Source organism: Salinisphaera sp. (assembly GCF_035690525.1).
Lineage (GTDB): Bacteria > Pseudomonadota > Gammaproteobacteria > Nevskiales > Salinisphaeraceae > Salinisphaera.
The window spans coordinates 1-23,186 of sequence record NZ_DASSKM010000151.1 but is presented as its reverse complement, the minus strand read 5'-3'; the positions used below and the strand labels follow the sequence as shown (position 1 = coordinate 23,186).

At 61.9% G+C, this 23,186-nt stretch carries 36 protein-coding genes and 1 pseudogene; 5 read left to right on the top strand and 32 right to left on the bottom strand.

The window, feature by feature from the left end:
• The 3 genes from VFJ08_RS11615 to VFJ08_RS11605 all read left to right on the top strand — a co-directional run.
• Positions 1-661: multicopper oxidase domain-containing protein (locus VFJ08_RS11615; protein ID WP_324997374.1), on the top strand; the 661-nt coding region annotated here is incomplete at its 5' end.
• On the top strand, positions 654-1,472 hold the full coding sequence (locus VFJ08_RS11610; protein ID WP_324997373.1) for a copper resistance protein B: 819 nt from the start codon (positions 654-656) through the stop codon (positions 1,470-1,472). The genes VFJ08_RS11615 and VFJ08_RS11610, both read left to right, overlap by 8 nt.
• Before the next feature lie 368 nt (positions 1,473-1,840).
• Positions 1,841-2,431, top strand: a complete 591-nt coding sequence (locus VFJ08_RS11605) for a cytochrome b (RefSeq protein ID WP_324997372.1) — start codon at positions 1,841-1,843, stop codon at positions 2,429-2,431.
• A 52-nt stretch (positions 2,432-2,483) separates the two neighbouring features.
• On the opposite strand, the gene VFJ08_RS11600 is transcribed toward VFJ08_RS11605, so the two are convergent.
• Positions 2,484-3,407: an SDR family NAD(P)-dependent oxidoreductase gene (locus VFJ08_RS11600; RefSeq protein WP_324997371.1), complete on the bottom strand. Its 924-nt coding sequence runs from the start codon at positions 3,405-3,407 to the stop codon at positions 2,484-2,486.
• A 248-nt stretch (positions 3,408-3,655) separates the two neighbouring features.
• Between VFJ08_RS11600 and VFJ08_RS11595 the strand changes: the two genes are divergently transcribed.
• Positions 3,656-4,201: a cytochrome b gene (locus tag VFJ08_RS11595; RefSeq protein ID WP_324997370.1), complete on the top strand. Its 546-nt coding sequence runs from the start codon at positions 3,656-3,658 to the stop codon at positions 4,199-4,201.
• Between the two features lie 4 nt (positions 4,202-4,205).
• On the opposite strand, the gene VFJ08_RS11590 is transcribed toward VFJ08_RS11595, so the two are convergent.
• Positions 4,206-6,740 (bottom strand): heavy metal translocating P-type ATPase, encoded by a 2,535-nt coding sequence (locus tag VFJ08_RS11590; protein ID WP_324997369.1) that lies wholly within the window; start codon positions 6,738-6,740, stop codon positions 4,206-4,208.
• A gap of 193 nt (positions 6,741-6,933) precedes the next feature.
• Between VFJ08_RS11590 and VFJ08_RS11585 the strand changes: the two genes are divergently transcribed.
• Positions 6,934-7,590 carry a DUF4396 domain-containing protein gene (locus VFJ08_RS11585; protein WP_324997368.1) on the top strand — a complete coding sequence of 219 codons (657 nt, stop codon included), beginning with the start codon at positions 6,934-6,936 and terminating at the stop codon, positions 7,588-7,590.
• 281 nt (positions 7,591-7,871) lie between these two features.
• Here VFJ08_RS11585 and VFJ08_RS11580 read toward each other — a convergent pair whose 3' ends face one another.
• The 30 genes and pseudogenes from VFJ08_RS11580 to tuf all read right to left on the bottom strand — a co-directional run.
• Positions 7,872-8,996 carry a DUF481 domain-containing protein gene (locus VFJ08_RS11580; RefSeq protein ID WP_324997367.1) on the bottom strand — a complete coding sequence of 375 codons (1,125 nt, stop codon included), beginning with the start codon at positions 8,994-8,996 and terminating at the stop codon, positions 7,872-7,874.
• Between the two features lie 99 nt (positions 8,997-9,095).
• A complete protein-coding gene (rplQ, locus tag VFJ08_RS11575; protein ID WP_324997366.1) occupies positions 9,096-9,482 on the bottom strand; it encodes a 50S ribosomal protein L17 in 387 nt (128 codons plus the stop codon).
• Between the two features lie 51 nt (positions 9,483-9,533).
• Positions 9,534-10,520 (bottom strand): DNA-directed RNA polymerase subunit alpha, encoded by a 987-nt coding sequence (locus tag VFJ08_RS11570; RefSeq protein ID WP_349256994.1) that lies wholly within the window; start codon positions 10,518-10,520, stop codon positions 9,534-9,536.
• Positions 10,521-10,560: 40 nt separating this feature from the next.
• A complete protein-coding gene (rpsD, locus tag VFJ08_RS11565) occupies positions 10,561-11,184 on the bottom strand; it encodes a 30S ribosomal protein S4 (RefSeq protein ID WP_324997364.1) in 624 nt (207 codons plus the stop codon).
• Between the two features lie 27 nt (positions 11,185-11,211).
• Positions 11,212-11,613 carry a 30S ribosomal protein S11 gene (gene rpsK / locus VFJ08_RS11560; RefSeq protein ID WP_324997363.1) on the bottom strand — a complete coding sequence of 134 codons (402 nt, stop codon included), beginning with the start codon at positions 11,611-11,613 and terminating at the stop codon, positions 11,212-11,214.
• 36 nt (positions 11,614-11,649) lie between these two features.
• Positions 11,650-12,006, bottom strand: a complete 357-nt coding sequence (rpsM, locus tag VFJ08_RS11555; protein ID WP_324997362.1) for a 30S ribosomal protein S13 — start codon at positions 12,004-12,006, stop codon at positions 11,650-11,652.
• 113 nt (positions 12,007-12,119) lie between these two features.
• Positions 12,120-12,236, bottom strand: a complete 117-nt coding sequence (gene rpmJ, locus VFJ08_RS11550) for a 50S ribosomal protein L36 (protein WP_006913650.1) — start codon at positions 12,234-12,236, stop codon at positions 12,120-12,122.
• A 58-nt stretch (positions 12,237-12,294) separates the two neighbouring features.
• Positions 12,295-13,638, bottom strand: coding sequence for a preprotein translocase subunit SecY (gene secY, locus VFJ08_RS11545; protein ID WP_349256993.1), 1,344 nt, complete (start codon positions 13,636-13,638; stop codon positions 12,295-12,297).
• Between the two features lie 2 nt (positions 13,639-13,640).
• Positions 13,641-14,069, bottom strand: coding sequence for a 50S ribosomal protein L15 (gene rplO, locus VFJ08_RS11540; RefSeq protein ID WP_324997361.1), 429 nt, complete (start codon positions 14,067-14,069; stop codon positions 13,641-13,643).
• Positions 14,070-14,255: a 50S ribosomal protein L30 gene (gene rpmD, locus VFJ08_RS11535; protein WP_324997360.1), complete on the bottom strand. Its 186-nt coding sequence runs from the start codon at positions 14,253-14,255 to the stop codon at positions 14,070-14,072.
• An 11-nt stretch (positions 14,256-14,266) separates the two neighbouring features.
• Positions 14,267-14,776 carry a 30S ribosomal protein S5 gene (rpsE, locus tag VFJ08_RS11530; protein WP_324997359.1) on the bottom strand — a complete coding sequence of 170 codons (510 nt, stop codon included), beginning with the start codon at positions 14,774-14,776 and terminating at the stop codon, positions 14,267-14,269.
• Between the two features lie 12 nt (positions 14,777-14,788).
• On the bottom strand, positions 14,789-15,148 hold the full coding sequence (rplR, locus tag VFJ08_RS11525) for a 50S ribosomal protein L18 (RefSeq protein ID WP_324997358.1): 360 nt from the start codon (positions 15,146-15,148) through the stop codon (positions 14,789-14,791).
• A gap of 36 nt (positions 15,149-15,184) precedes the next feature.
• Positions 15,185-15,715 (bottom strand): 50S ribosomal protein L6, encoded by a 531-nt coding sequence (gene rplF, locus VFJ08_RS11520; protein ID WP_324997357.1) that lies wholly within the window; start codon positions 15,713-15,715, stop codon positions 15,185-15,187.
• 25 nt (positions 15,716-15,740) lie between these two features.
• Positions 15,741-16,136, bottom strand: a complete 396-nt coding sequence (rpsH, locus tag VFJ08_RS11515; protein WP_324997356.1) for a 30S ribosomal protein S8 — start codon at positions 16,134-16,136, stop codon at positions 15,741-15,743.
• Positions 16,137-16,162: 26 nt separating this feature from the next.
• Complete coding sequence (rpsN, locus tag VFJ08_RS11510) at positions 16,163-16,468, bottom strand: 30S ribosomal protein S14 (RefSeq protein ID WP_324997355.1); 306 nt, start codon at positions 16,466-16,468, stop codon at positions 16,163-16,165.
• 2 nt (positions 16,469-16,470) lie between these two features.
• The gene (gene rplE, locus VFJ08_RS11505) at positions 16,471-17,034 is read right to left on the bottom strand and encodes a 50S ribosomal protein L5 (protein ID WP_324997354.1); all 564 of its coding nucleotides are present in this window, start codon (positions 17,032-17,034) and stop codon (positions 16,471-16,473) included.
• 7 nt (positions 17,035-17,041) lie between these two features.
• Positions 17,042-17,374: a 50S ribosomal protein L24 gene (gene rplX / locus VFJ08_RS11500; RefSeq protein WP_324997353.1), complete on the bottom strand. Its 333-nt coding sequence runs from the start codon at positions 17,372-17,374 to the stop codon at positions 17,042-17,044.
• A complete protein-coding gene (gene rplN / locus VFJ08_RS11495) occupies positions 17,371-17,736 on the bottom strand; it encodes a 50S ribosomal protein L14 (protein WP_324997352.1) in 366 nt (121 codons plus the stop codon). The genes rplX and rplN overlap by 4 nt, the downstream gene beginning before the upstream one ends.
• Before the next feature lie 8 nt (positions 17,737-17,744).
• Entirely contained in the window at positions 17,745-18,056 is a 312-nt protein-coding gene (gene rpsQ / locus VFJ08_RS11490; protein WP_324997351.1) for a 30S ribosomal protein S17, read from the bottom strand.
• Positions 18,053-18,256 carry a 50S ribosomal protein L29 gene (rpmC, locus tag VFJ08_RS11485; protein WP_324997350.1) on the bottom strand — a complete coding sequence of 68 codons (204 nt, stop codon included), beginning with the start codon at positions 18,254-18,256 and terminating at the stop codon, positions 18,053-18,055. Before rpmC ends, rpsQ begins: the two co-directional genes overlap by 4 nt.
• Positions 18,257-18,264: 8 nt before the next feature.
• Positions 18,265-18,678: a 50S ribosomal protein L16 gene (gene rplP / locus VFJ08_RS11480; RefSeq protein WP_324997349.1), complete on the bottom strand. Its 414-nt coding sequence runs from the start codon at positions 18,676-18,678 to the stop codon at positions 18,265-18,267.
• Between the two features lie 6 nt (positions 18,679-18,684).
• The gene (rpsC, locus tag VFJ08_RS11475) at positions 18,685-19,362 is read right to left on the bottom strand and encodes a 30S ribosomal protein S3 (RefSeq protein WP_324997348.1); all 678 of its coding nucleotides are present in this window, start codon (positions 19,360-19,362) and stop codon (positions 18,685-18,687) included.
• Between the two features lie 26 nt (positions 19,363-19,388).
• Positions 19,389-19,721, bottom strand: coding sequence for a 50S ribosomal protein L22 (gene rplV, locus VFJ08_RS11470; protein WP_324997347.1), 333 nt, complete (start codon positions 19,719-19,721; stop codon positions 19,389-19,391).
• Between the two features lie 15 nt (positions 19,722-19,736).
• Positions 19,737-20,006: a 30S ribosomal protein S19 gene (gene rpsS, locus VFJ08_RS11465; RefSeq protein ID WP_324997346.1), complete on the bottom strand. Its 270-nt coding sequence runs from the start codon at positions 20,004-20,006 to the stop codon at positions 19,737-19,739.
• A gap of 56 nt (positions 20,007-20,062) precedes the next feature.
• Complete coding sequence (gene rplB / locus VFJ08_RS11460; RefSeq protein ID WP_324997345.1) at positions 20,063-20,899, bottom strand: 50S ribosomal protein L2; 837 nt, start codon at positions 20,897-20,899, stop codon at positions 20,063-20,065.
• Positions 20,900-20,924: 25 nt separating this feature from the next.
• Positions 20,925-21,227 carry a 50S ribosomal protein L23 gene (gene rplW / locus VFJ08_RS11455; protein WP_324997344.1) on the bottom strand — a complete coding sequence of 101 codons (303 nt, stop codon included), beginning with the start codon at positions 21,225-21,227 and terminating at the stop codon, positions 20,925-20,927.
• Positions 21,224-21,832, bottom strand: a complete 609-nt coding sequence (rplD, locus tag VFJ08_RS11450; protein WP_324997343.1) for a 50S ribosomal protein L4 — start codon at positions 21,830-21,832, stop codon at positions 21,224-21,226. The genes rplW and rplD overlap by 4 nt, the downstream gene beginning before the upstream one ends.
• Positions 21,833-21,863: 31 nt before the next feature.
• Positions 21,864-22,568, bottom strand: coding sequence for a 50S ribosomal protein L3 (gene rplC, locus VFJ08_RS11445; protein WP_324997342.1), 705 nt, complete (start codon positions 22,566-22,568; stop codon positions 21,864-21,866).
• Between the two features lie 146 nt (positions 22,569-22,714).
• A complete protein-coding gene (rpsJ, locus tag VFJ08_RS11440) occupies positions 22,715-23,029 on the bottom strand; it encodes a 30S ribosomal protein S10 (protein ID WP_006913628.1) in 315 nt (104 codons plus the stop codon).
• Positions 23,030-23,046: 17 nt separating this feature from the next.
• A pseudogene (tuf, locus tag VFJ08_RS11435) lies at positions 23,047-23,186 on the bottom strand (elongation factor Tu); the annotation flags it as partial.

The following is a 23,186-nucleotide window of genomic DNA, read 5'->3' as shown; positions in this document are numbered from 1 at the left end:
GATGCCGCACAAAGCCCATGAAATAAACTTCGGGCAGCAGCCTCCCCTCCCGGCGATGGCCGGCAAGGCCATGGACGGCACCGGCGCCATGATGGAGCGCGCCGGGCCCGTCGTGGCCCATCACGGGCCGGACACGCACGGCCCGGGCAACACCACCATCGCCAAAGCCGAGCGTTACCGGCTGGCCGAGCGCGGCACCGGCCTGGAGGGCATCGGCCACCGCGTGCTGACCTATAGCCAGCTACGTAACGTCAAGCCCATGACCGACCGGCGCGAGCCCTCGAAAACCGTCGAGGTGCATCTGACCGGCAATATGGACCGCTATATGTGGTCGTTCAACGGCGTGGAATACGCCGATTCGATTCCAATCGAATTCCCTTACCAAGAGCGCATCCGCCTGATCATGGTCAACGACACCATGATGGAACACCCCATGCATCTGCACGGGATGTTCATGGAGCTGGAAAACAGACAAGGCGAATATCTGCCGCTCAAGCACACGATCAGCGTATTGCCCGCCTCGCGGGTTTCGCTACTGATCACCGCCGACGAACCGGGGCGCTGGGCCTACCACTGCCACCTGCTCTATCACATGGAAAGAGGCATGTTTCGGGTCGTGCGCGTGAGCAATCTGCCCAAAGAGGTGGACAACAATGTCTAAAGCACCATCAACCCTCAGGCTGACTGCGTTCACCGCGCTGCTCGGCGCGGCCGGTTTCGCCCATGCCGGCGACCGGCCTCCGGGTAAGGCCGAGGTGGACACGGTGGTGCCGGACGTGCCGACGGACCCCAACAGCGGCGCGCCCGCGTATTGGGCGGCCCGACCGGCCAACAACAATCCCATCCACCATTTTTTCCTGCTGGACCGCGCGGAATACGGCGCCACCGACGGGCCCGACAGCTATCTCTGGGACGCCGAGGGCTGGATCGGCGGCGACTACAACAAGTTCTGGTTCGAGACCGAAGGCGAAGGGCCGATCGACGGCGGCTCGCCGGAGTCCACCCGGTTCGAGGCCAAATATGCCCGTTTGATCGCGCCGTTTTTCACCGCCCAGGCGGGCCTGCGCTACGACATTAACCCGGGCGACGACCGAGGATTCGCGGTCGTCAATCTCACCGGGCTGGCGCCGTACCGGTTCGAAGCCGACAACTCGCTGTACGTCAGCGAACACGGCGACGTCAGCTTCGTCGGCGAATACGAATACGAATTGCTGTTCACCCAGCGGCTGGTTCTGGCGCCGCGGGCGGCATTCACGGCCGCCGCCAGTGACGCGCCCGAATACGGGCTCGGCAGCGGCCTGCGCAGCACCGAGATGGGCCTACGGCTGCGCTACCAGATCCGGCGTGAGTTCGCGCCCTATATCGGCGTGCGCTGGGAGCAGCAATACGGCGACACCAAGGATATGGCCGAAGCCGCGGGCGAGCCGACCTCGTCGACCGCGTTCGTGATCGGTATCCGTGCCTGGTACTGACGGTGGTTTCGATCATCATTATGGCGCTGCTGATGCAGATCGCGTACGCGAAGCCCAGACGGAACGCGATGCCGAGGACGACGCGGCTGTGCCGGGCCTGCTCAGCCTCGATGATTGGCGTCGGGCAGCCGCGAATTTCGTCATGGATTGGTCGATGATCTGGAAGGGTGTCGCTATCGGGTAGTCGTCGCGGGCGTGCTCAACTTGATCTTCCTCGGGATCGGGACTGGGCTCTGGGCTCTATCGAGACAAGCCAGCAGCCATGCCCACTGTGCCCACCATCACTGATGGCAGCGGCCTGCCGTATTAATTAACCATATTAATTAACCATTTCGTTTTAGCTCGATCAACACTCCGAAGGGGGCATCATGAAAGACTCAACAGCTCATTACGGCCTGGTGAGCCGGTTCTTGCATTGGTTACTGGCGCTTCTGATCATCGCGCAGTTCTCGCTTGTCGTTATATTTACTTGGATCGTGCCCGAACCCAGTGGCGAGCACCACCATCATGAACATCAAGCCGCCGGTCTCCACGAAACGGTGATGATGCTCCACAAATCCACCGGGGTACTGATCTTGCTGTTCGGCCTGATCCTGATCGTCTGGCGGCTCACGCAACCCAAGCCTTCGCTACAGACGGAGCCGGTCTGGCAGCGCGTATTGGCGCGTATCGTGCATCTCGCGATTTACGTAGTCGTCGTCGCCCAGCCTGTTTTCGGTATCCTGATGCTGACATCGTTCGGCCAATCGATCCCTTTCTTCGGGCTATTCTCGATTCCGGCCTTCATCACGCTCGGGGAGCAGGCGGGTGCGACCCTCGGAGCGCTGCATGCGTTTACCGGCTGGTGGATCGTCTTGACCGCCCTCGGCATTCATATTGTCGGTTCTCTGTATCATCACTACGTCAGAAAAGACGACGTCTTGAAACGTATGTGGCGCGGCCGCACCGGCGCGGAATAGGCCTGTGACCGCATCGGCGATCGGCGACGCCGCATGCGGCGCCGCCCCGGGTTCACATGCTGCGATGACGGGCCACCGCCTCCGCCAATTTGGGCTTTAACTCCCTGACCTGATCGTCCAACTGCCGCGGGGTCCGGTGGTTGGCGTCGATCATGCCCCGGCTGTTTTCGTCGTCCCGCACGACCGTGAGTTCGTCCGCTTGCAAACCCTCCAGCAGGGCCTTGGCCACGGCTTCCGGCGTATCATAGGCAAAGCCCGCCTCGGCCAGGCCGGCGGTTTCCATCATGGGCGTATCGGTCGCGCTCGGGTAAACCGTCATGACATGGATGCCGTCGTCGGCCAATTCACGGCGCATGGCCTCGCCGAAGTGCCCGATGCCCGATTTCGTGGCGCCATAGGTGGCATAAAAAGGCATGCCGACCAAGCCGAATATGGACGAGATATTGACGATCGCGGCCTCGCCGCTTTTGCGAAGAGCCGGCAACGCGGCGCGGGTCAAGAGAATCGGCGCCACCAGGTTGATCTGTAGCTGCTTATTCACGTCCTCCTCGGAGATATCGTCAAGCAATCCGGCAGAAACAACACCGGCGTTATTGACGACGATATCTAGCCCGCCATAGGTCTGAACCGTCTTCTGCACAACCGACTCGCGCCAAGCTGCGTCGGTGACATCGCCTGCTGCCACGAGCGCCTGGCCGCCCGCTTGCTCGACCCCGGCCCGGGTCTCTTCCAGAGCGTCTTCATTGCGCCCGACCAGCGTGAGCTTATTGCCTTCTCTGGCAAAAGCGAGCGCGATCTCACGACCGATACCGCGGCTGGCACCGGTGAGCAATATGGACTTTCCCGATGTGTTCATAAGGTATTCCTGAAGATGTGGCGTCGATGTTAGCGCCTTAAATTTGAAGGAAAATATATGTTCCGGGCCATAGCGGAAAAAGCCCGGGATAACCGGTATGTCACAAGCGTTCGGCCGCATAGCGATCGGCGTCTCGATGAGCTGAGCGCGATGGATCGGCAGGATTTTCGAACGAAAACCGATTACCCCGATCGTTATCGTCGTCGGTTGCCGGCCCGTATCAACGCACAGCTATCTACTTATGTCCGCACCGCGCGCCGTTAAAGGCTCGACGATGGTTTCGGCCAGCCGCGGTATCGACTCCGGTTCAACGCAACCGAGACGGCGATACCGCTATCATGAAGACCGGCCAATCAAGGGGTAAATCGATGCGAGACTCACGGACACACTACGGACTGATAAGCCGATGCCTGCATTGGCTACTGCTTGTCCTGATCGTGATTCAGTTCACGCTCGTCTTTATTTTTACCTGGTTCATTCCGGGCCAGCCGACGGTGATAATGCTGCATAAATCGTTCGGCCTGTTAATCCTGCTGTTCGGCTTGATCTTTATCGCCTGGCGGCTGACGCAGCCGAAACCGTCGCTCAAAGACTATCCGACCTGGCAGCGCGGACTGGCGCGCCTGGTGCATTTCGTCATCTATGTCGCCATCATCGCCCAGCCGGTTTTCGGCAGTTTGATGGTCATGTCGAGCGGCAGCTCGATCCCGTTTTTCGGGCTGTTCTCCATTCCGCCGTTCGCCGCGCTTGGCCGTGGCGCTGCGTCGGTTTTCGGCACGTTGCACGCGTTCACCGGCTGGTGGATTGTATTGATCGCCCTGGGCATTCATTTGGCCGGTTCGCTCTATCACCATTTCGTGAGCAAAGACGATGTATTACGCCGTATGTGGCGCGGCCGGCCGGGCGGCTCATAGCGTTTCAGGCCGCCCGATCAAAGCCGCTATCCTGCTCCGGCGGCCGCGGCCGCGGCCCGGCCGCCGGCTGCGCCTTTTCGGCCGGCGCTAGAGCCGCTTCGAACCGCCGCAGCCGCAACGAATTGGTCAACACGAAGATACTGGAAACGCTCATCGCGCCCGCGGCGATCATGGGGTTGAGCAGCCAGCCCGTGAACGGGAAGGCCGCGCCCGCGGCCAAGGGAATCAGCAGCACGTTATAACCGTAGGCCCAACCGAAGTTCATGCGAATCGTGCGCAGGGTACGCCGCGACAGCGCGATCGCGTTGACCACGCCGGACAGATCCGCACGCATCAGCACCACATCGCCCGACTCGATCGCGATGTCCGTACCGCTGCCCACGGCGATCCCGACATCGGCCTGGGTCAGCGCCGGGGCGTCGTTGATACCGTCGCCGACAAACGCCACGGACCGGTTTTCGCCCTGCAACCGCTTGATCTCGTCGGATTTGCCATCCGGCATCACGCCGGCCACGACCGTATCGATGCCCAGTTCCTGTGCAATCGCCTGCGCGGTCGCCCCGTTGTCGCCGGTCAGCATCGCCACCGACAAATCCATCGCGTGCAGCGCCTCGATCATACGCTTGGCCTCGGGCCGCGCCGGATCGGCCACCGCGATTAAGGCGGCGAGCCGGCCGTCGATGGCAGCGAACAGCGGTGTCTTGGCCGCGCGCGCCAGGGCATCGGCTCGCGCGGATAGCGCGGCGGTGTCGATTTTCAGGCTGTCCATATAGCGCGCCGCCCCGATCTGAACGCGTTGCCCGTCTACCCGGGCTTCCACGCCGTGGCCGATACGAACCTGAAAATCGTCGGTCTCGGCCAGTTTGAGACCTTCGTTACGGGCCGCCTTGACGATCGCCGTGGCCACCGGATGTTCGCTGCTCGCTTCCACCGCCGCGACCTTGGCCAGCACCTCGGCGCGCGTGAAACCGTCGGTGGTCTCCAGATCCGTGAGCGCCGGCGCGCCTTCGGTCAGCGTACCGGTCTTGTCGAGCACCACAGTATCGACGCCGGCCAACTGTTCCAGCGCGGTGCCGCGGCGGTACAACACGCCCATCGAAGCGCCCTTGCCGGTGCCGACCATGATCGCGGTGGGCGTGGCCAGCCCCATGGCACAGGGGCAGGCGATCAGCAACACGGACACCGCGGCGACGAACGCCAGCGCCAACGCCGGGCTCGGGCCGAAGATCAGCCAACCTGCGAATGTGGCCGCCGAGACGACCATCACGATCGGCACGAACACCCCGGCGATCTTGTCGGCCATCGCCTGGATCGCCGGCTTTTCGGCCTGGGCCTCTTCGACCATGCGGATGATTTGGGCGAGCACCGTATCGCCGCCGACGCTGGTCGCCGTAAGCTCCAGCGTGCCGTTCCGGTTCACGGTGCCGCCCACGACCTCGTCGTCCGCCCGCTTGGCGACCGGCACCGGCTCGCCGGAGATCATCGATTCATCGACATAGCTTTCGCCCGAACGCACGGCGCCGTCGACCGGCACCCGCTCGCCGGGCCGTACCGAGACGATATCGCCCACCGCCACCCGCGCGAGATCCAATTCGGTCCATTCACCGTCGCGCTTGACGCGCGCGGTTTTCGACTGGAGCTTCATCAGCCCCCGGACCGCCTGCGAGGTTCGTCCCTTGGCCACCGCCTCGAGATAACGCCCCAGCAGAATGAGGGTGACGATCATGCCGGCGGCATCGAAATAGGTATGCGCCGTGCCGCTGGGGAAAATCTGCGGCGCAATCAGGGCGATCAGGGAATAGAAGAAGGCGGCGTTCGAGCCGAGCATCACCAGGCTGTTCATACCCGGCGCGAAATGCTTCATTTCACCCCAGCCGAGCGTATAAAAACGCCAGCCGGCATAGAACTGCACCGGCACGGCCAATATCAGCTCGATGATCAGCCACCCGCGTGTGGGCAGGATCACGTCCATGACGCGGCCGATGCCGGGCGCCATATGCAACATGGCGATCGCGAACAACGGAACGGTGAATGCCGAGGCAAAAACCAGAGCGCGCTTGACCCGATCGATCTCGCTCGGCGACCCGTCGGCATCGCGATTTTCGTCTTCCGAAGCAACCGGGGTATAACCCGCTTTCTCGACGGCCTCGAACAGCCGCGGCTGATCCACCAGACCGGGCACATACGATACCCGGGCGCGTTCGGTACTCAGATTGACGGTCGCGTCAATGACCCCGTCGAGCTTGCCGAGCTTCTTTTCGACACGCGCCACACAGGCGCCGCAGGTCATCCCGTCGACCTTGAAGTCGAGCGTCTCGGTCCGCGTCTCGTACCCGGCCGAGGCGACCGAATCGAACAGCGCCGACACATCGTTGACGCGCGTATCGAGCGCGACCTTGGCGCGCTCGGTCGCCAGATTCACCGTGGCGTTCTCGACGCCCTCGACCTTATTGAGTTTCTTTTCTACACGGACGACGCAGGCGCCGCACATCATGCCGTCGATGCCGAAATCGATGTTTCGAATTGTATTTTGGGTCATATCGGCCTCCTGAGCCAGCCGTGTCTTCGGTCTTCAGTTAGGTCATCAGGGTCTTCGTGAGGGGGCTAGTCCACCCCTACCGGGGTGGGTTAAGATATGCTGAAAATCTACGCCCCGCCTGCGATGCTGTCAACGGCCAAGCGCCACTTACAACTTGCAACAGCGCGTTCAGGGGTAACTTAAGGAGTGAACCATGGCAGGGCTTGAAATCGTCGCCTGGATCTTCGTGTTATTGGGCCTGGGCACCGCATTGGCGATTCTGCGCGACGTGATTCGTCACCCCCAGCCGATGCAGATCATGAATGTCACGTGGCCGGTCAACGGCTTGTTCGCGCCGGTATTCGGCTGGTGGGTCTACAAGAAACTCGGCCGGCCCGATGCCGAGGCCGGCGGGCACGTCCACAAGCCACGCTGGCAAAGTACACTGGTCGGCGTGACCCATTGTGCCGGCGGCTGCGTGATCGGCGACGCGATCGCCGCACCGATCGTTTCCGCCATCGGTTTTACCGTTTTCGGCATCTCATTGCTCGGCCATTTCGTGGGCGCATTCATCGGCGCCTATTTGTTCGGCATCGCCTTCCAAATGCTGCCGATGATGGCGATGGGCGAAACCAACCCGGCCCGGGCGTTCGTCAACGCCATCAAGGCCGATACGCTGTCGCTGGTCGCCTTCGAGATCGGCATGTTCGGCTGGATCGCGCTGTCGTTTCTGGTGTTGCTGCCCAAAGAGCCCCACGTGGCCTCGGCAACCTACTGGTTCATGATGCAGATCGCGATGATCATCGGCTTCGCGACGGCGTACCCCGCGAACTGGTGGCTGATCAAACGCGGCATCAAGCACGGCATGTAGTAATACCAACCTGCAAAAGCAATGACCTACCGGCCAAAAACAGTCCGCAAATCAACGCGAAAAAACGCAAATGAAAACGAATTTTCTTAATTTTGCGTACATCGGCGTTTATTTGCGGACTTGCTCTTTTTCTTATCGGCTATCGTTACATTATTATCACGGTTGTATAAGGCAATTATCGGCCAACGGTCGATCAACGGGCAGCGAAGATCGACGGGCGCCGCCGCTTGGCGGCCCCGCCAACCTTTATCAGCAGGCCTTTCGTTTGCAGTGTTATCGCGCTAAAAACTACGAGTGACGCCGATCGCGTAGGTGGTGTCGGTAGACTCGACGCCCGGTTGCGGATTGCTGTTGTACTCGTTCTCGAGCGATAGCTTGACGCCCCAGACCGTACTGCTGGCCAACGGCACCTGGGCTGCCAGCACCGAATCCAAGGTGTAATTGTCGACCGGACTATTAGTGATCTCGGGATAGACGGTCAGCTCGTGGGTGAGCTTGAGCCAGTTGTCGATAATCTGCGCATAGTCCCAGCCCAGCTCGGCGGTCGCTTCGCCTTGGCTGCTTTCGCCGTCGGTATAGTCCTCGTATTGATAGCCGAGACCGGCGCGCACCTTGAAAATGAGTTGATCCTGTCGGACTAAAAAGTAACCGGGGCCGAACGTGGTCCGCGAGCGCAGATCCAGATTCTGGAACTGATCCCTCTCAAGCTTTTCCTGTACATACCAGAACGTCCGCGAAGTGATATCGTTCTCGTAGCGCGCCTCGCCCTGATACTCCTCGGCCGTCTGATCGCCATCTTCCTGCTCGCGATCGACCGACGCCGACAGCGACAAGCGCGTCGGCCCGGTATCGCGCAGCGCCGCCGCCGAAGCCAAAATACTGCGGTTATCGGTATTACCTGAATTGCCGTTGATCCCCAGCTGAAATTCGCCCGACCAGTAGTCACCGTCCTTTGGCGCGGCCAACGAGGCTTCCGGTAGCACAAACTGCTCGGCTTGTTTGGCTTTTTCCTGATTTACCGCAATTGCTTGCGGCGCGATCTGCCGGATCGGGCCGAGCGCGCCAGTTGCGGTCGCGGCGACGCTGTACGAAGCGCCGCCGACGGTGTAGCTCTGACGCCCGGTTTCCGGTGCGTAATCGAGTTTCGCCTCGACCGTGCGCCCATCGGCCAACGCCACCGTAGCCGATTGGTCGGTAGTCACGCCGACCACCAAATCGCGCTGGATCGCTATCTCGCCCGCGAATCCGGTCTGCAACTCCAGCGTGTCGGCGGAGAGCGTTTCGACCAAACCTTCAAGCCGGCTGCCATCGGCAAGGTAAACCGTATCCGCCGAGGCGACGCCCCAACCGCCGCCCAGCGCAACCCATAGAGCGGACACGCCGCCCAGCCATCGAACCCCTTGCATCCCCTTCTCCCTACTGCTTTATATCGTACGTTTCGCGCACAAAAAAACCGGCCCCGAAAGGCCGGCTTACGATCTTAACAGCCGCGCCGCTTTATGGGCTCAGCTATCGTCGTCCTGGTCTTCGGCGGCCGGACGATCGACCAGTTCCACGAACGCCATGGGCGCGTTGTCGCCCGGACGATAGCCACATTTAAGGATACGCAGATAACCGCCGGGGCGATGCGCATAGCGCGTGCCGAGCTCGGCGAACAGTTTGCCGACCGCCTCTTTATCACGCAGACGCGAGAACGCGATACGACGATTATGGACGCTGTCGGTCTTGGACAGCGTGATCAGCGGCTCGGCGACGCGACGCAGCTCCTTGGCCCGCGGCAGCGTCGTGCGAATCAGCTCTTCCTTGAACAGCGACGCGGACAGATTTTTTAGCATGGCAGCGCGGTGCGAGGATTCACGCCCCAGATTGCTGCCGCTCTTGCGATGACGCATACGATAATTCCTTAGCGAACGGACGACCGGATATTCGACGATCCGGAGCGTTTAGGCTTTTTCGAGCTCCGCCGGCGGCCAGTTTTCGACCGTCATGCCCAGCTTCAGACCGTGCTCGGACAGCACCTCGCTGATCTCGGTCAGCGATTTCTTGCCGAGATTCGGGGTCCGCATGAGTTCGGTCTCGGTCCGCTGGACGAGATCGCCGACATAATGGATGTCCTCGGCCTTCAGGCAGTTGGTCGAGCGAACGGTCAGCTCCAGATCCTCGATCGGCTTGAGCAGAGCCGGGTCGATAGCGCTGGTATCGCCCTGACGCGACGCTTCCTCGCGCGCTTCCAGATCGACGAAAACCGACAATTGGTCGTAGAGCGTCGCGGCCGCGGTCCGCACCGCGTCCTGCGGCTCGACGCTGCCGTTGGTTTCGATATCGAGGATCAGCTTGTCCAGATCGGTGCGCTGTTCGACACGCGCACGGTCGACCGAATAGCTCACCCGGCGGATGGGGGAAAACGACGCATCCAGACGTAGCGCGCCGATCTCGCTCGCGCCGGTATCTTCTTCACCGGGCTCGGACTTGCTCTGGGCGGCCTGATAGCCACGCCCCCGGCGCACTTTCATGCTCATGCGCAGTTCGCCGCTGGTCAGATGCGCGATTACCAGGTCCGGATTCACGATCTCGACGTCGTGATCGGTCGTGATATCGCCCGCCGTGACCACGCCTTCGCCCGACTTGTGTAGATGAAGCTCGGCTTCCTCGCGTTCGTGCATGCGCACCGCGACATTCTTCAAGTTCAGCAGGACGTCGATGACGTCTTCCTGCATGCCGTCGACGGTGGTGTACTCGTGCAGCACACCGTCGATGATCACTTCGGTGATCGCCGCGCCCGGAATGGACGACAACAGAATGCGACGAATGGCATTGCCGAGCGTATGCCCGTAGCCCCGTTCGAGCGGCTCGAGCGAGATCTTGGCGCGCCGATCGCTCGCGCGCTCCACCTCGACCAGGCGCGGCTTCAGCAAATCGTTGGACTGCATATGCAAATACCTCTGGCTGCGAACGCAGCGCGGCGGTCAATTACTTGGAGTAGAGCTCGACGACCAGATTCTCGTTGATATCCGGCAATACCTGATCGCGATCCGGCACCGACTTGTACGTGCCTTTAAGGCCTTTCTCGTCGACTTCCACCCAGTCGGCGATGCCGATCTGAGAGGCCACCTGGATCGCGTCGAGAATCCGCGTCTGCTGCTTGGCCTTGTTGCGGATGGCGATCACGTCGCCTTCGGCGACCTGGTACGACGGGATGTTCACCGGGTAATCGTTGACCGCGACCGCCTTATGATTCACCAGCTGGCGCGCCTCGGCGCGGGTCGCCGCGAAACCCATCCGGTACACGACGTTGTCCAGGCGCGACTCCAGCAACTGAAGCAGCACGACGCCGGTTGCGCCCTTCTGGCTGGCCGCCTTCTTGTAATAATTGCGGAACTGCTTCTCCAGCACGCCATACATATGCCGCAGCTTCTGCTTCTCGCGCAACTGCAACGCATAGTCGGACAGACGCTGGCGACGCTGTGTGCCCTGCGCGCCCGGCGGCGTATCGATCTTGCACTTGCCTTCAAGCGAGCGGCCGCGGCCCTTGAGCAACAGATCGGTGCCGGCACGCCGCGAAAGCTTGCACTTGGGACCCGTGTATTTCGCCATGATTGAATACCTTTGTCGCGAAGCGCGTTAAACGCGGCGCTTCTTGGGCGGACGGCAACCGTTATGTGGGATCGGGGTGACATCGATGATGCTGGTCACCTTGAAGCCCGACGCGTTGAGCGAACGCACCGCAGCCTCACGACCCGGGCCTGGGCCCTTCACGCGCACTTCCAGATTTTTTACCCCGTACTGCGAGGCGCCGTCGCCGGCACGCTCGGCCGCGACCTGGGCGGCGAACGGCGTGCTCTTGCGCGAACCCTTGAAGCCGCAGGTGCCCGAGGTGCACCACGACAGGACGTTGCCCTGCCGATCGGAAATCGTGATGATGGTGTTATTAAACGTGGCATACACGAACGCAATGCCGTCGGTGACGTTCCGACGCGCGCGCGCCTTGCGGCTGCGAGTGCTCGAGGTGGATGCTGTCGCCATAATGTCTATCTACCTGTGATCGCGCGAAACCGGCGCTTATCGACGAATCGGACGACGCGGGCCTTTGCGGGTCCGCGAATTGGTTTTCGTGCGCTGACCGTGCACCGGCAGGCCACGACGATGCCGCATGCCGCGATAGCAGCCCAGATCCATCAGCCGTTTGATGTTCATCGACACCTCACGACGCAGATCGCCCTCGATCGTGTACTGTTGCACTTGCGCGCGCAGCGCCTCGACTTCACCTTCGGTAAGATCCTTGATCTTGGTGTCGGTGGCCACACCGGCTTCCTTGCAGATCTCACGGGCGCGGGTGTGACCCACGCCGTAAAGCGACGTCAGCGCAATGGCTGTATGCTTGTTGATCGGGAGATTGACTCCAGCGATTCGCGCCATTTGATTGAACTCCCAGCTCGCGGGTGCCGGACGCGTTCGCTACCAAATACGAACGACGCCGGAAAAGCCCGCCATCATATTCTTAAAAACTGATTTTGACAATACCGGCCGGATCAGCCCTGGCGCTGTTTGTGCCGGGGATCCGTCGAGCAGATCACCATGACCGCGCCGTTGCGGCGGATGACCTTGCAGTTGCGGCAAATTTTCTTGACCGATGCTCTAACTTTCATCTTGTCCCTCTACCGTGACTCGCGTCACCATGACCGCCGATCGGCGGGCGAAACGCCGCTATCGCAGCATTCCGGCCCGGCCGCCGGCCTTCAGATTGTTCTTACGCATGAGGCCTTCGTACTGATGGGACATCAGATGGGCCTGCAGTTGCGCCATGAAGTCCATGACCACCACCACGATGATCAGCAACGATGTGCCGCCGAAATAGAACGGCACGTTGTACTTGAGGATCAGCAGCTCCGGCAGCAGACAGACCAGCGTCACATAGACCGCGCCGGCGACGGTGAGTCTCGTCAGCACAGTATCAATGTAGTTGGCCGTTTGAATGCCCGGCCGCACGCCCGGAATGAACGCACCCGATTTCTTCAGGTTTTCCGCCGTCTCGCGCGAGTCGAACACCAGCGCGGTGTAGAAAAAACAGAAGAAGATAATCATGCCCGAATAGAACAGCACGTATAGCGGCTGCCCCGGAGCGATCGCGTTCGAAACCCAGTTTGCGACGCTGCCGCCCTGACCGAGAAAACGGATGACCGTCGCCGGGAACAAAATGATGCTCGAGGCGAAGATCGGCGGAATCACGCCGGCCATGTTGAGCTTCAGCGGCAGATGCTGGGTCTGCGCGGAATACATCCGCCGGCCGCGCTGTCTTTGCGCATGGTGTACCGGAATCCGGCGCTGTCCCCGCTCGACGAAGACCACGAATCCCAGCACTGCCAGTGCGCCCACGAACAGGGCGACGACAAAGAAGAAGCTGAGTTCGCCCGTGCGCACCAAATCCAGCGTGCCGCCGATCGCCGAGGGCAGGCCGGCGACGATGGCCGAGAAGATCAGCATCGAAATACCGTTGCCGATGCCGCGCTCGGTAACCTGCTCGCCCAGCCACATCAGGAACAGCGCGCCCGTGGTCAGCGTGAGCGCGGTCGTGAAGATGAAGCTGAACTCGCTGACACCGCCCAGCGCAATACCTTGGTTCCATAGTGCAAAGCCGGTACCGATCGACTGGAACCCGGCCAACAGCACCGTCCCGTAACGGGTGTACTGGGTGATTTTGCGTCGGCCCGATTCACCTTCCTTCTTGAGCTCCTTCAAGGTCGGAACGGTCGCAGTCAAAAGCTGCATGATGATCGACGCCGAGATATACGGCATCACGCCCAGCGCGAAGATCGACAGGCGCCTAAGCGCGCCGCCGGTAAACATCACGCCGATATCGAGGATCGTGCCCGACTGCTGCTGGAACAGTTGCGCAAGCTGGACCGGATCGATGCCCGGCACCGGAATGAAGCTTCCGATCCGAAATACCACCAGCGCACCGAGCAGAAACAGCAACCGCTGTCGGATCTCGGTCAAATTGCCGGCATTCGGCATCATGCCGCCGCCCGCGTTGTTGGAACGCTTAGCCATGTCTACGCGGCGACCGAACCGCCCGTCGATTCGATGGCCTGACGGGCGCCGGCGCTCGCCCGCACGCCCTTCAGGGTCACCGCCGAGGACAACTCACCCGAGGCGATCACCTTCGCCGCCCGCGCCTGACGCGGCACGAGACCGGCTTGTTTGAGCGCCGCCAGATCGACCTCGCCCGACAGCTTGTTCAGACTGTCGAGACGAACCTCGAAAGTATGCGTTTCCGGCGCATGAAAGCCGCGCTTGGGAATACGACGCTGGAGCGGCATCTGGCCGCCTTCGAAGCCGACCTTCTTGTAGCCGCCGCTACGCGAATGCTGGCCCTTGTGGCCGCGTCCGGCGGTCTTGCCCAAATCCGAACCCGGGCCGCGGCCGACGCGCTTGGCGCTCGGACGCGAGCCGTCGGTGTAATGCAGGTCATTGAGTTTCATTCAGACCTCCTCGACCGCGAGCATGTCGGCGACCTTATTGATCATGCCGCGATTTTCCGGGGTATCGGCCACGTCGACCGAATGATTCACACGCCGCAGACCCAGACCTCGCACGCAGGCGCGATGACGCGCGACGCGACCGATGGGGCTCTTGATCAGCGTTACCTTAATCCGTTTGTCTGCCATGACCGCCTCGCTTAAGCCGTAATGTCTTCGACGGACTTGCCGCGCTTGGCCGCGATGTACTCCGGATCGTGCATGTCGCGCAGACCGTTGATGGTCGCACGCACCAGGTTGATCGGGTTACGCGAGCCGTAGCTCTTGCACAGCACGTTATTCACCCCGGCGACTTCGAACACGGCGCGCATGCCGCCGCCCGCGATCACGCCGGTACCTTCCGAGGCCGGACGCATGATCACCTTGCTCGAACCGTGGCGGCCGACGATGGCGTGCTGCAGGGTGGAACCTTCCTTGACCTGCACGCGGACCATGCTCTTGCGCGCCGCTTCCATCGCCTTGGCGATCGCCAGCGGCACTTCGCGCGCCTTGCCGTAGCCAAAGCCGACCCGGCCTTCGCCGTCGCCGACCACAGTCAGCGCGGTAAAACCGAACTGACGGCCGCCCTTGACCACCTTGGCGACGCGGTTGACCGTGATCAACTTCTCGAGCAGATCGCCTTCGGTGCGTTGTTCGTTACGTGTTGCCATGTCTCGTATCCGTTAGAACTGCAGGCCGTTTTCGCGCGCGGCATCCGCCAGCGCCTTGACGCGGCCGTGGTAGGCAAAGCCCGAGCGATCGAAGGCCACCTCGGCGATGCCCGCGGCCTTGGCGCGCTCGGCGATCGTGCGGCCGACCAGTTCGGCGGCCGACTTGTTGCCGCGATGCCCCGAGACCTCGGCGCGCAGGTCTTTGTCGAGCGTCGAGGCCGAAACCAGCGTGAGCCCGCCGTCCGGCGACACGATCTGCGCGTAAATATGCCGCGGGGTACGGTGCACCGAAAGCCGGTGCGCGCCCAGCTTGCGCATGTGCATCCGGGCCCGGCGTGCGCGCCGCAGACGAGAAACCGTTTTTTTGTGCATAACGATCCTGAATCCGTTGCTGTAAGCGAAAACGCGCTACTTCTTCTTGGCGTCTTTGCGAATGATCCGCTCGTCCGCGTAGCGGATGCCCTTGCCCTTGTAGGGCTCCGGCGGACGCCACGCCCGTATTTCGGCCGCGGCCTGACCGACGATCTGTTTGTCGGCTCCCTTGAGCAGGATCTCGGTCGCGCTCGGGGTCTCGACCGTGACGCCCTGCGGCATCTCGTAGACCACGGGATGCGATAGGCCGAGCGACAGGTTGATCTTGTTGCCCTGGGCCTGGGCGCGATAGCCCACGCCCTCGAGCTGCAATTTGCGCTCAAAGCCCTCGGTCACGCCGTGGACCATGTTGGCGACCGTGGCGCGCACGGTGCCGGCCATCGCCATATTCGGCTGTCGGCCGGTGGCCTGCGCACGTGCAACGCCGTCGGCGACTTCGACATCGATGCCTTGCGGCAAACGGAAAGCGAGTTCGCCGCCCTTGCCCTTGACTGTCACGTTCCGACCGTTGACGACGCATTCCACCCCGCTCGGGATGTTCACCGGTGCCTTGGCTACTCTGGACATGTTCGTGCTCCTCGCCTGACCGGCTTTACGATACGTAGCAGAGGACTTCGCCGCCGTGACCGGCCGCGCGGGCCAACCGGTCCGACATCACGCCCTGCGACGTCGAAATAATCGAAATACCCAGGCCGCCGACGACCTCGGGCACTTCGTTCTTATTGCAATACAGCCGCAGCCCGGGCTTGGACGCGCGCTCGATGTACTCGATCACGCCGTGGCCCTGGAAGTACTTCAAGCCAATCCGCAGGCGCGGCTTGCCGTCGACTTCGGCCGTCTCGTAGCCACTGATATAGCCTTCGTCCTCGAGCACCTTCGCAATCGCGAGCTTGAGCTTCGAGGACGGCATTTCAACGCTTTCCTTGTCCGCCGACTGCCCGTTGCGAATACGGGTGAGCATGTCGGCGATGGGGTCAGTCATACTCATGCGTACCGATACCTATTAACTGTGAACTACCAGGACGACAACACGAGGCCGGGCACTTCGCCCCGCATCGCGGCTTCGCGCAGCTTGTTCCGGGACAACCCGAACTTGCGATAGACGCCCTTTGGGCGGCCTGTGATACGGCAACGACGCGTCACCCGGGTCGGGCTCGCATCGCGCGGCAGCGCCTGCAACTCCTGAGCCGCCGCGTAGCGCTCTTCCGGCGTCGCCTCGGGATCTTCAATCCGGGCCTTGATCGCCGCACGCTTGGCCGCGTACTTGGCTACGATCTTCATGCGCTTTTCATCGCGCGCAATCATGCTCTTTTTCGCCATTACTATCTCCGGAAGGGGAAATTGAACCCTTCGAGTAGGGCCCGCCCTTCTTCATCGTTCGATGCAGAGGTCGAGATCACGATATCCATGCCGCGCAGCGCATCCACGCGGTCGTAGTCGATCTCGGGAAACACGATCTGTTCGCGCAGCCCCAGGCTGTAATTGCCCCGGCCATCGAACGAACGCGGGTTAAGACCGCGAAAATCGCGGATACGCGGCAGCGTAACGTTGACCAGGCGATCCAGGAATTCGTACATCCGGGCCCGGCGCAACGTGACTTTGCAGCCGATCGGCCAGCCCTCGCGGATCTTGAAGCCGGCCACCGATTTGCGCGCGCGGGTCACCACCGGCTTCTGGCCAGCGATCTTTTCCATATCGCCCATCGCCGCATCGATCACCTTACGATCCGAAATGGCCTCGCCCACGCCCATATTGAGCGTGATCTTGACGATTCGCGGCGCCGCCATACGGCTGCTATAGCCGAATTTCTCGACCAATTCGCCGACGATGCGATCGTTGTAAACCGCTTTCAACCGCGGTGCGATTGTCTGTTCTGCGTTTTCCATGACTCGCCTACGCGTCCACTACTTCGCCGGACGACTTGAAGACCCGCACCTTGCGCCGGTCCTCGCCCTCGCCCAGCCATTTGAAACCGACCCGCTCGCCCTTTTCGGTCTGCGGGTTGTAGAGCATCACGTTCGACACGTGCAACGGCATCTCGCGCTCTTCGATCCCGCCCTGAATACCCGCGTTCGGGTCCGGACGGACATGCTTTTTCGCGAGGTTGATGCCCTCGACCACGATCTTGTCGTTGGCCATTACGCGCGTGACGGTTCCGCGACGGCCCCGGTCCTTGCCGGAGACGACCACGACTTCGTCGCCGTTACGAATTTTTTTCGAGCTCATAGCACCTCCGGCGCAAGCGATATGATGCGCATGAACCTGGCGCGCAACTCACGGGTGACCGGGCCGAAGATACGGGTCCCGACCGGCTCGTTGTTGCTGTTGAGCAATACCGCGGCGTTGCTGTCGAAACGGATGACCGAGCCATCCATCCGACGCACGCCGCGCTTGGTGCGCACGACCACCGCGTTCATGACATCGCCTTTTCTCACACGGCCACGCGGAATCGCGTCCTTGACCGTTATCTTGATGATGTCGCCGACCCGCGCATAGCGCCTGTGCGAGCCGCCCAGCACCTTGATGCACTGGACCCGACGGGCGCCGCTGTTATCGGCCGCGCTGAGTTCCGATTCTGTCTGAATCATGACCTTGGCTATCCTGCGGTATCGAACTCGCCAGCCTTGTCGACGACACGGCTGAGCGACCACGATTTGTGACGGGAAATCGGGCGGACTTCGACGATCTCGACCCAATCGCCGAGGCCGCAGACATTGTCCGCGTCGTGCGCTTTGAGCCGCGTGCTGCGCTTGACATACTTGCCGTACAGCGGGTGCTGCATACGCCGCTCGATCGACACCACGATGGTTTTATCCATCGCGTTGCTGACCACGCGGCCCACCAGCGCCCGGCGGCGCTTGTCGCCGGCCCCGGCTTGCGTGTTGGTATCGCTTATCGGTTGGCTCATCGCTTGTTAACCTGTTTGCGTGCTTCGCCCAGCACGGTCTTGATACGGGCGATATCGCGCCGGATACGTCCGAACTGATGCGTCGCCGCCAGCTGACCGGTACCGTACTGCATCCGCAGATTGAACTGTTCGCGCCGCAGCGCCAACAATTCGTCGTTCAGCTCGTCGGCCGATTTTTCTCGCAGATCTTTCGTCTTCATGATCGCCTCTACATGACCTTGCGTTCGACGAACACCGTCTTGACCGGCAGTTTCGACGCCGCGAGACGAAACGCTTCCTGCGCGACCTCGCGCGATACGCCTTCCATTTCGTAGAGCATCGAGCCCGGCTGAACCTTGGCCACCCAAAATTCGACATTGCCCTTGCCCTTGCCCATCCGTACCTCGATCGGCTTCTTGGTCACGGGCTTGTCCGGGAACACGCGAATCCAGGTCTTGCCGCCACGACGGATATAACGGGTCATCGCACGGCGCGCCGCCTCGATCTGGCGGGCGGTCAACCGGCCGCGCTCGACCGCTTTGAGGCCGTATTCGCCGAAGCTGACTTCGTTGCCGCGCTGGGCCAGACCGCGATTGCGGCCTTTCTGAACCTTGCGGAACTTGACTCGCTTGGGTTGCAACATCTCGGCTTACCCCGCTGTGGCGCCGGACTCGGCGCTTTCTTCAACCCGCGGCTCGGTGTCGAACACCTCGCCCTTGAAGATCCAGACCTTGACGCCGATGACACCGTAGGTCGTCTTGGCTTCGGCCAGGCCGTAATCGATATCGGCGCGCAGCGTATGCAGCGGCACGCGACCGTCGCGATACCACTCGGAGCGCGCGATTTCCGCGCCGTTGAGACGGCCGCCGACGTTGACACGAATGCCGCCGGCGCCCAGCCGCATGGCGTTACCGACCGCGCGCTTCATGGCGCGCCGGAACATGATGCGGCGCTCCAGCTGCTGCGCGATGTTCTGCGCCACGAGATAGGCATCCAGCTCCGGACGACGAATTTCCTCGACCGACAAATGCACCGGCACGCCCATGCGTTCGGCGACTTCCGCGCGCAGCTTGTCGATGTCCTCGCCCTTCTTGCCAATCACGATACCGGGCCTGGCCGTATGAATCGTGATGCGAGCCGAGCGCGCCGGCCGATCGATCTGGATACGGCTGACCGACGCATGCGCCAGACGCTGACGAATGAACTCACGCACCGCCAGGTCGGTGTTCAGCGCATCGGCGTAACCCTGGCCCTCGGCGTACCAGCGCGAGCTCCACTCGGTGGTGATGCCGAGCCGGAAACCGACGGGATGTACTTTATGACCCATATCTATATCCGCTGTCGTTGGACCGCCTAGCGGTCGGCCACACGAATGGTGACGTGACTCGTACGCTTGAGGATGCGATCGGCGCTGCCACGCGCACGCGGCTTCATGCGCTTCATCGTCGGACCCTCGTCGACCATGATGGTCGCGACCGTCAGCTCGTCGATGTCGGCGCCCTCGTTGTGCTCGGCGTTGGCCACCGCCGATTCGAGCACCTTGCGGACGATCGCCGCGGCCTTCTTGGTCGAAAACTCGAGCATTTCCAGCGCCCGTTCGACCGGCATGCCACGCACTTCGTCGGCAACCAAACGCGCTTTCTGGGGCGAAATTCGCGCGAATCGCAATTTAGCGACAGATTCCATCTCGATATCTCCGCGTTAACCCTTGCGATCGCCGAGATGACCCTTGAACGTCCGGGTCGGCGAAAATTCACCCAGCTTGTGCCCGACCATATTCTCGGACACGAAAACCGGCACGTGCTGGCGGCCGTTGTGGACCGCAATGGTCAGACCGATCATATCGGGCGTGACCATCGAACGACGCGACCAGGTCTTGATCGGGCGCTTGGTGCTCGCGCCCTGCGCCGCCTCAACCTTCTTGGCCAAATGCAGGTCGACGAAGGGACCTTTTTTAATAGAACGTGGCATAACTTATCCGTACCTTGTATCCCGTATCTTGCCCGGGCGTATTCTGTGCCGCGCGCTTAGCGTTTTTTGCGCTTGCTGCTCCGGCGGACGATCATGCCGTCGGTGCGCTTGTTCGAACGAGTCTTGAAGCCCTTGGTCTTCCAACCCCAGGGGCTGGTCGGATGACGACCGCCACTGGTGCGACCCTCGCCGCCGCCGTGCGGATGGTCGATCGGGTTCATGGCCACGCCGCGAACCGTCGGGCGCTTGCCGCGCCACCGCGTAGCGCCCGCCTTGCCGAGTTGACGCAGGCTGTGCTCGTTGTTGCCGACCTCGCCCACCGTGGCCTTGCAGTTGACATGCACGCGACGGGTTTCGCCCGACTTCAGGCGCAATACGCAGTACTCGCCGGCGCGCGCCGCAATCTGAATGCTGGTGCCAGCGCTGCGCGCGAGCTGGGCGCCCTTGCCGGGTCGCATTTCGACGCAATGCACGGTCGTGCCGACCGGAATACTGGCCAGCGGCAGCGCGTTACCCGGGCGGATCGGAGACTGCGGACCGGACACGATCGGGGTGCCGGCCGCGACGCCTCTGGGGGCGATGATATAGCGACGCTCGCCGTCGGCGTAAAGCACCAGCGCAATATTCGCGCTGCGATTCGGATCGTATTCCAGGCGCTCGACCTTGCCCGGCACGCCGTCTTTGTCGCGCTTGAAGTCGACCAGCCGATAATGCTGGCGATGGCCACCGCCGCGATGACGCACCGTGATGCGGCCCTGCCCGTTACGGCCACCCTGCTTGTGCTTCTTGACCAGCAGGGCTTCGTGCGGCCTGCCGCCATGCAGATCGGGCCGCTTCACGCTGACCACGAACCGGCGGCCGGCCGATGTCGGTTTGGCTTTCTTGAGTGCCATAATGCTCTCGCTCCGCTACGCTGCGCTACTGCGCGGCGCCGTCAAGAAAATCGATTTCTTCGCCTTCGGCCAGCGTCACATACGCCTTCTTGAAGCCGCTCCGCGCGCCGGGCTGGCCGCGAAAACGCTTCTGCTTCGGCTTGTTGTTCAGCGTGGTCACGCGCTCAACCTTGACGTCGAACAGCGTGGCAACCGCCTCGGCGATCTCGTGCTTGTTGGCGTCGCCGGCGACCTTGAAAACCACCTGATTGGCGGCATCGCCAACCACGGATGCTTTCTCGGACACGTGCGGCGAACGCAGAACCTGATAAATGCGCTCTTTATTCATGCCAGCCATCCTTCGAACGCCTGCAACGCGCTTTCAGTCATCAAAACCCGGTCGGCGCCGACCAGAGTAACCGGATCCAGATCGGTCACCGCCACCACGTCGAAACCGACGATGTTGTTGGCCGAGTAACCGAGCTTGTCGTCGACTTCCGACACCACGAGCACGCCTTTGGCCTCGGCCGACTGCTCGGACAACGCCTTGATCAGACCTTTGGTGCTACGCGACTCGAGCGCCAGATCGGCCACCACCTTGAAGCGATCCTGACGCACCAACTCCGAGACAATCGCGCTTATTCCGGCGCGGTACATCTTGCGGTTGACCTTCTGCGAAAAATCACGCGGGCTGGCCGCGAAAGTCACACCGCCACCCGACCAGATGGGGCTGCGGATGGTGCCGGCGCGAGCGCGGCCGGTGCCTTTCTGGCGCCACGGCTTCTTACCGCCGCCGCGGACTTCGGCGCGGGTTTTCTGCGCCTTCGTACCCGCACGGGCCCCGGCGAGGTACGCCGTGACGATCTGGTGCACCAGCGTTTCGTTGAACGGCCGATCAAAAACGGCGTCGGATACCGAAACCGATTTGTCACCGCTTGCGAGATTCAGTTCCATGTTTAGACCTACCTATCCGCGAGCGCCGCCGTCAACCGGCCCGCTTGACCGCCGGCTGAATGATGACGTCGCCGTTCTTGGCACCGGGAACCCCGCCGCGCACCAGAATGAGACCGCGCTCCGCGTCCACACGAACCACTTCCAGGTTCTGCACCGTGGTACGGGCGTTGCCCAACTGGCCGGACATCTTCTTGCCTTTGAACACGTGGCCCGGCGACTGGTTCTGACCGATCGAACCCGGCGCGCGATGCGCCTTCGAATTGCCATGCGTGGAGCGCTGGGAACGAAAATTGTGGCGCTTGATCACACCGCCGTAGCCCTTGCCGATCGAGCGACCGATGACGTCGACGTACTGCCCGGCCGAGAAGATCGACACGGTCAATTCGCCGCCGACTTCCACTTCCACCTGCTCGGGCGCCGCCGGCTCTTCGCCTTCGACTGCTTCGGCAACGGCGCCGGCGACCTTCGGCCAGTCGCCGTCCACGCGGAACTCCCAAAGACCGCGACCCGCTTCGACACCGGCTTTCTTGAAATGCCCGGCGGCCGGCTTGGTCACGCGGGAGGCGCGACGCGTACCCGTGGTGACCTGAAGGGCGCGGTAGCCATCGGCCTCGATGTCTTTTTTCTGGACGACGCGGTTCGGCTCGACCTCGACGACCGTGACGGGTACGGAGACGCCGCTATCGTCGAACACGCGCGTCATGCCGCGCTTGCGACCTACCAATCCAATAGCCATTTATAAATACCTTCTCGCTTATCGCCACTCGCTAGAGGGGGCGACAGTTCAAGTATGGTTTTCCAGTGCAAGGGGCCCGCTTGATGCGGGCCCCTGCGAACAAGAGGGCGCGAATAATAACACGCCCCGAGCGACTTGTCTCGCCCTTACTGCAATTTAATTTGGACGTCGACGCCCGCAGCAAGATCGAGCTTCATCAGCGCATCAACCGTCTTCTCGGTCGGCTCGACGATATCCATCATCCGCTTGTGGGTACGGATCTCGTACTGATCCCGCGCGTCCTTATTGACGTGCGGCGAAATCAGAATGGTATAGCGCTCCTTGCGCGTCGGCAACGGAATCGGGCCGTGTACCTGAGCGCCCGTGCGCTTGGCCGTTTCCACGATCTCGCGGGCCGACTTGTCGATCAAGCGATGATCGAAGGCCTTGAGACGAATGCGAATATTCTGACTGGCTGCCATGATGATTCAGATGCCTCTCAGGCCGTAATCTTGGTCACGACGCCCGCGCCCACGGTGCGGCCGCCTTCGCGGATGGCAAAGCGCAGGCCTTCTTCCATCGCGATCGGGTGGATCAACTCGACGTTCATCGTGACGTTGTCTCCCGGCATCACCATTT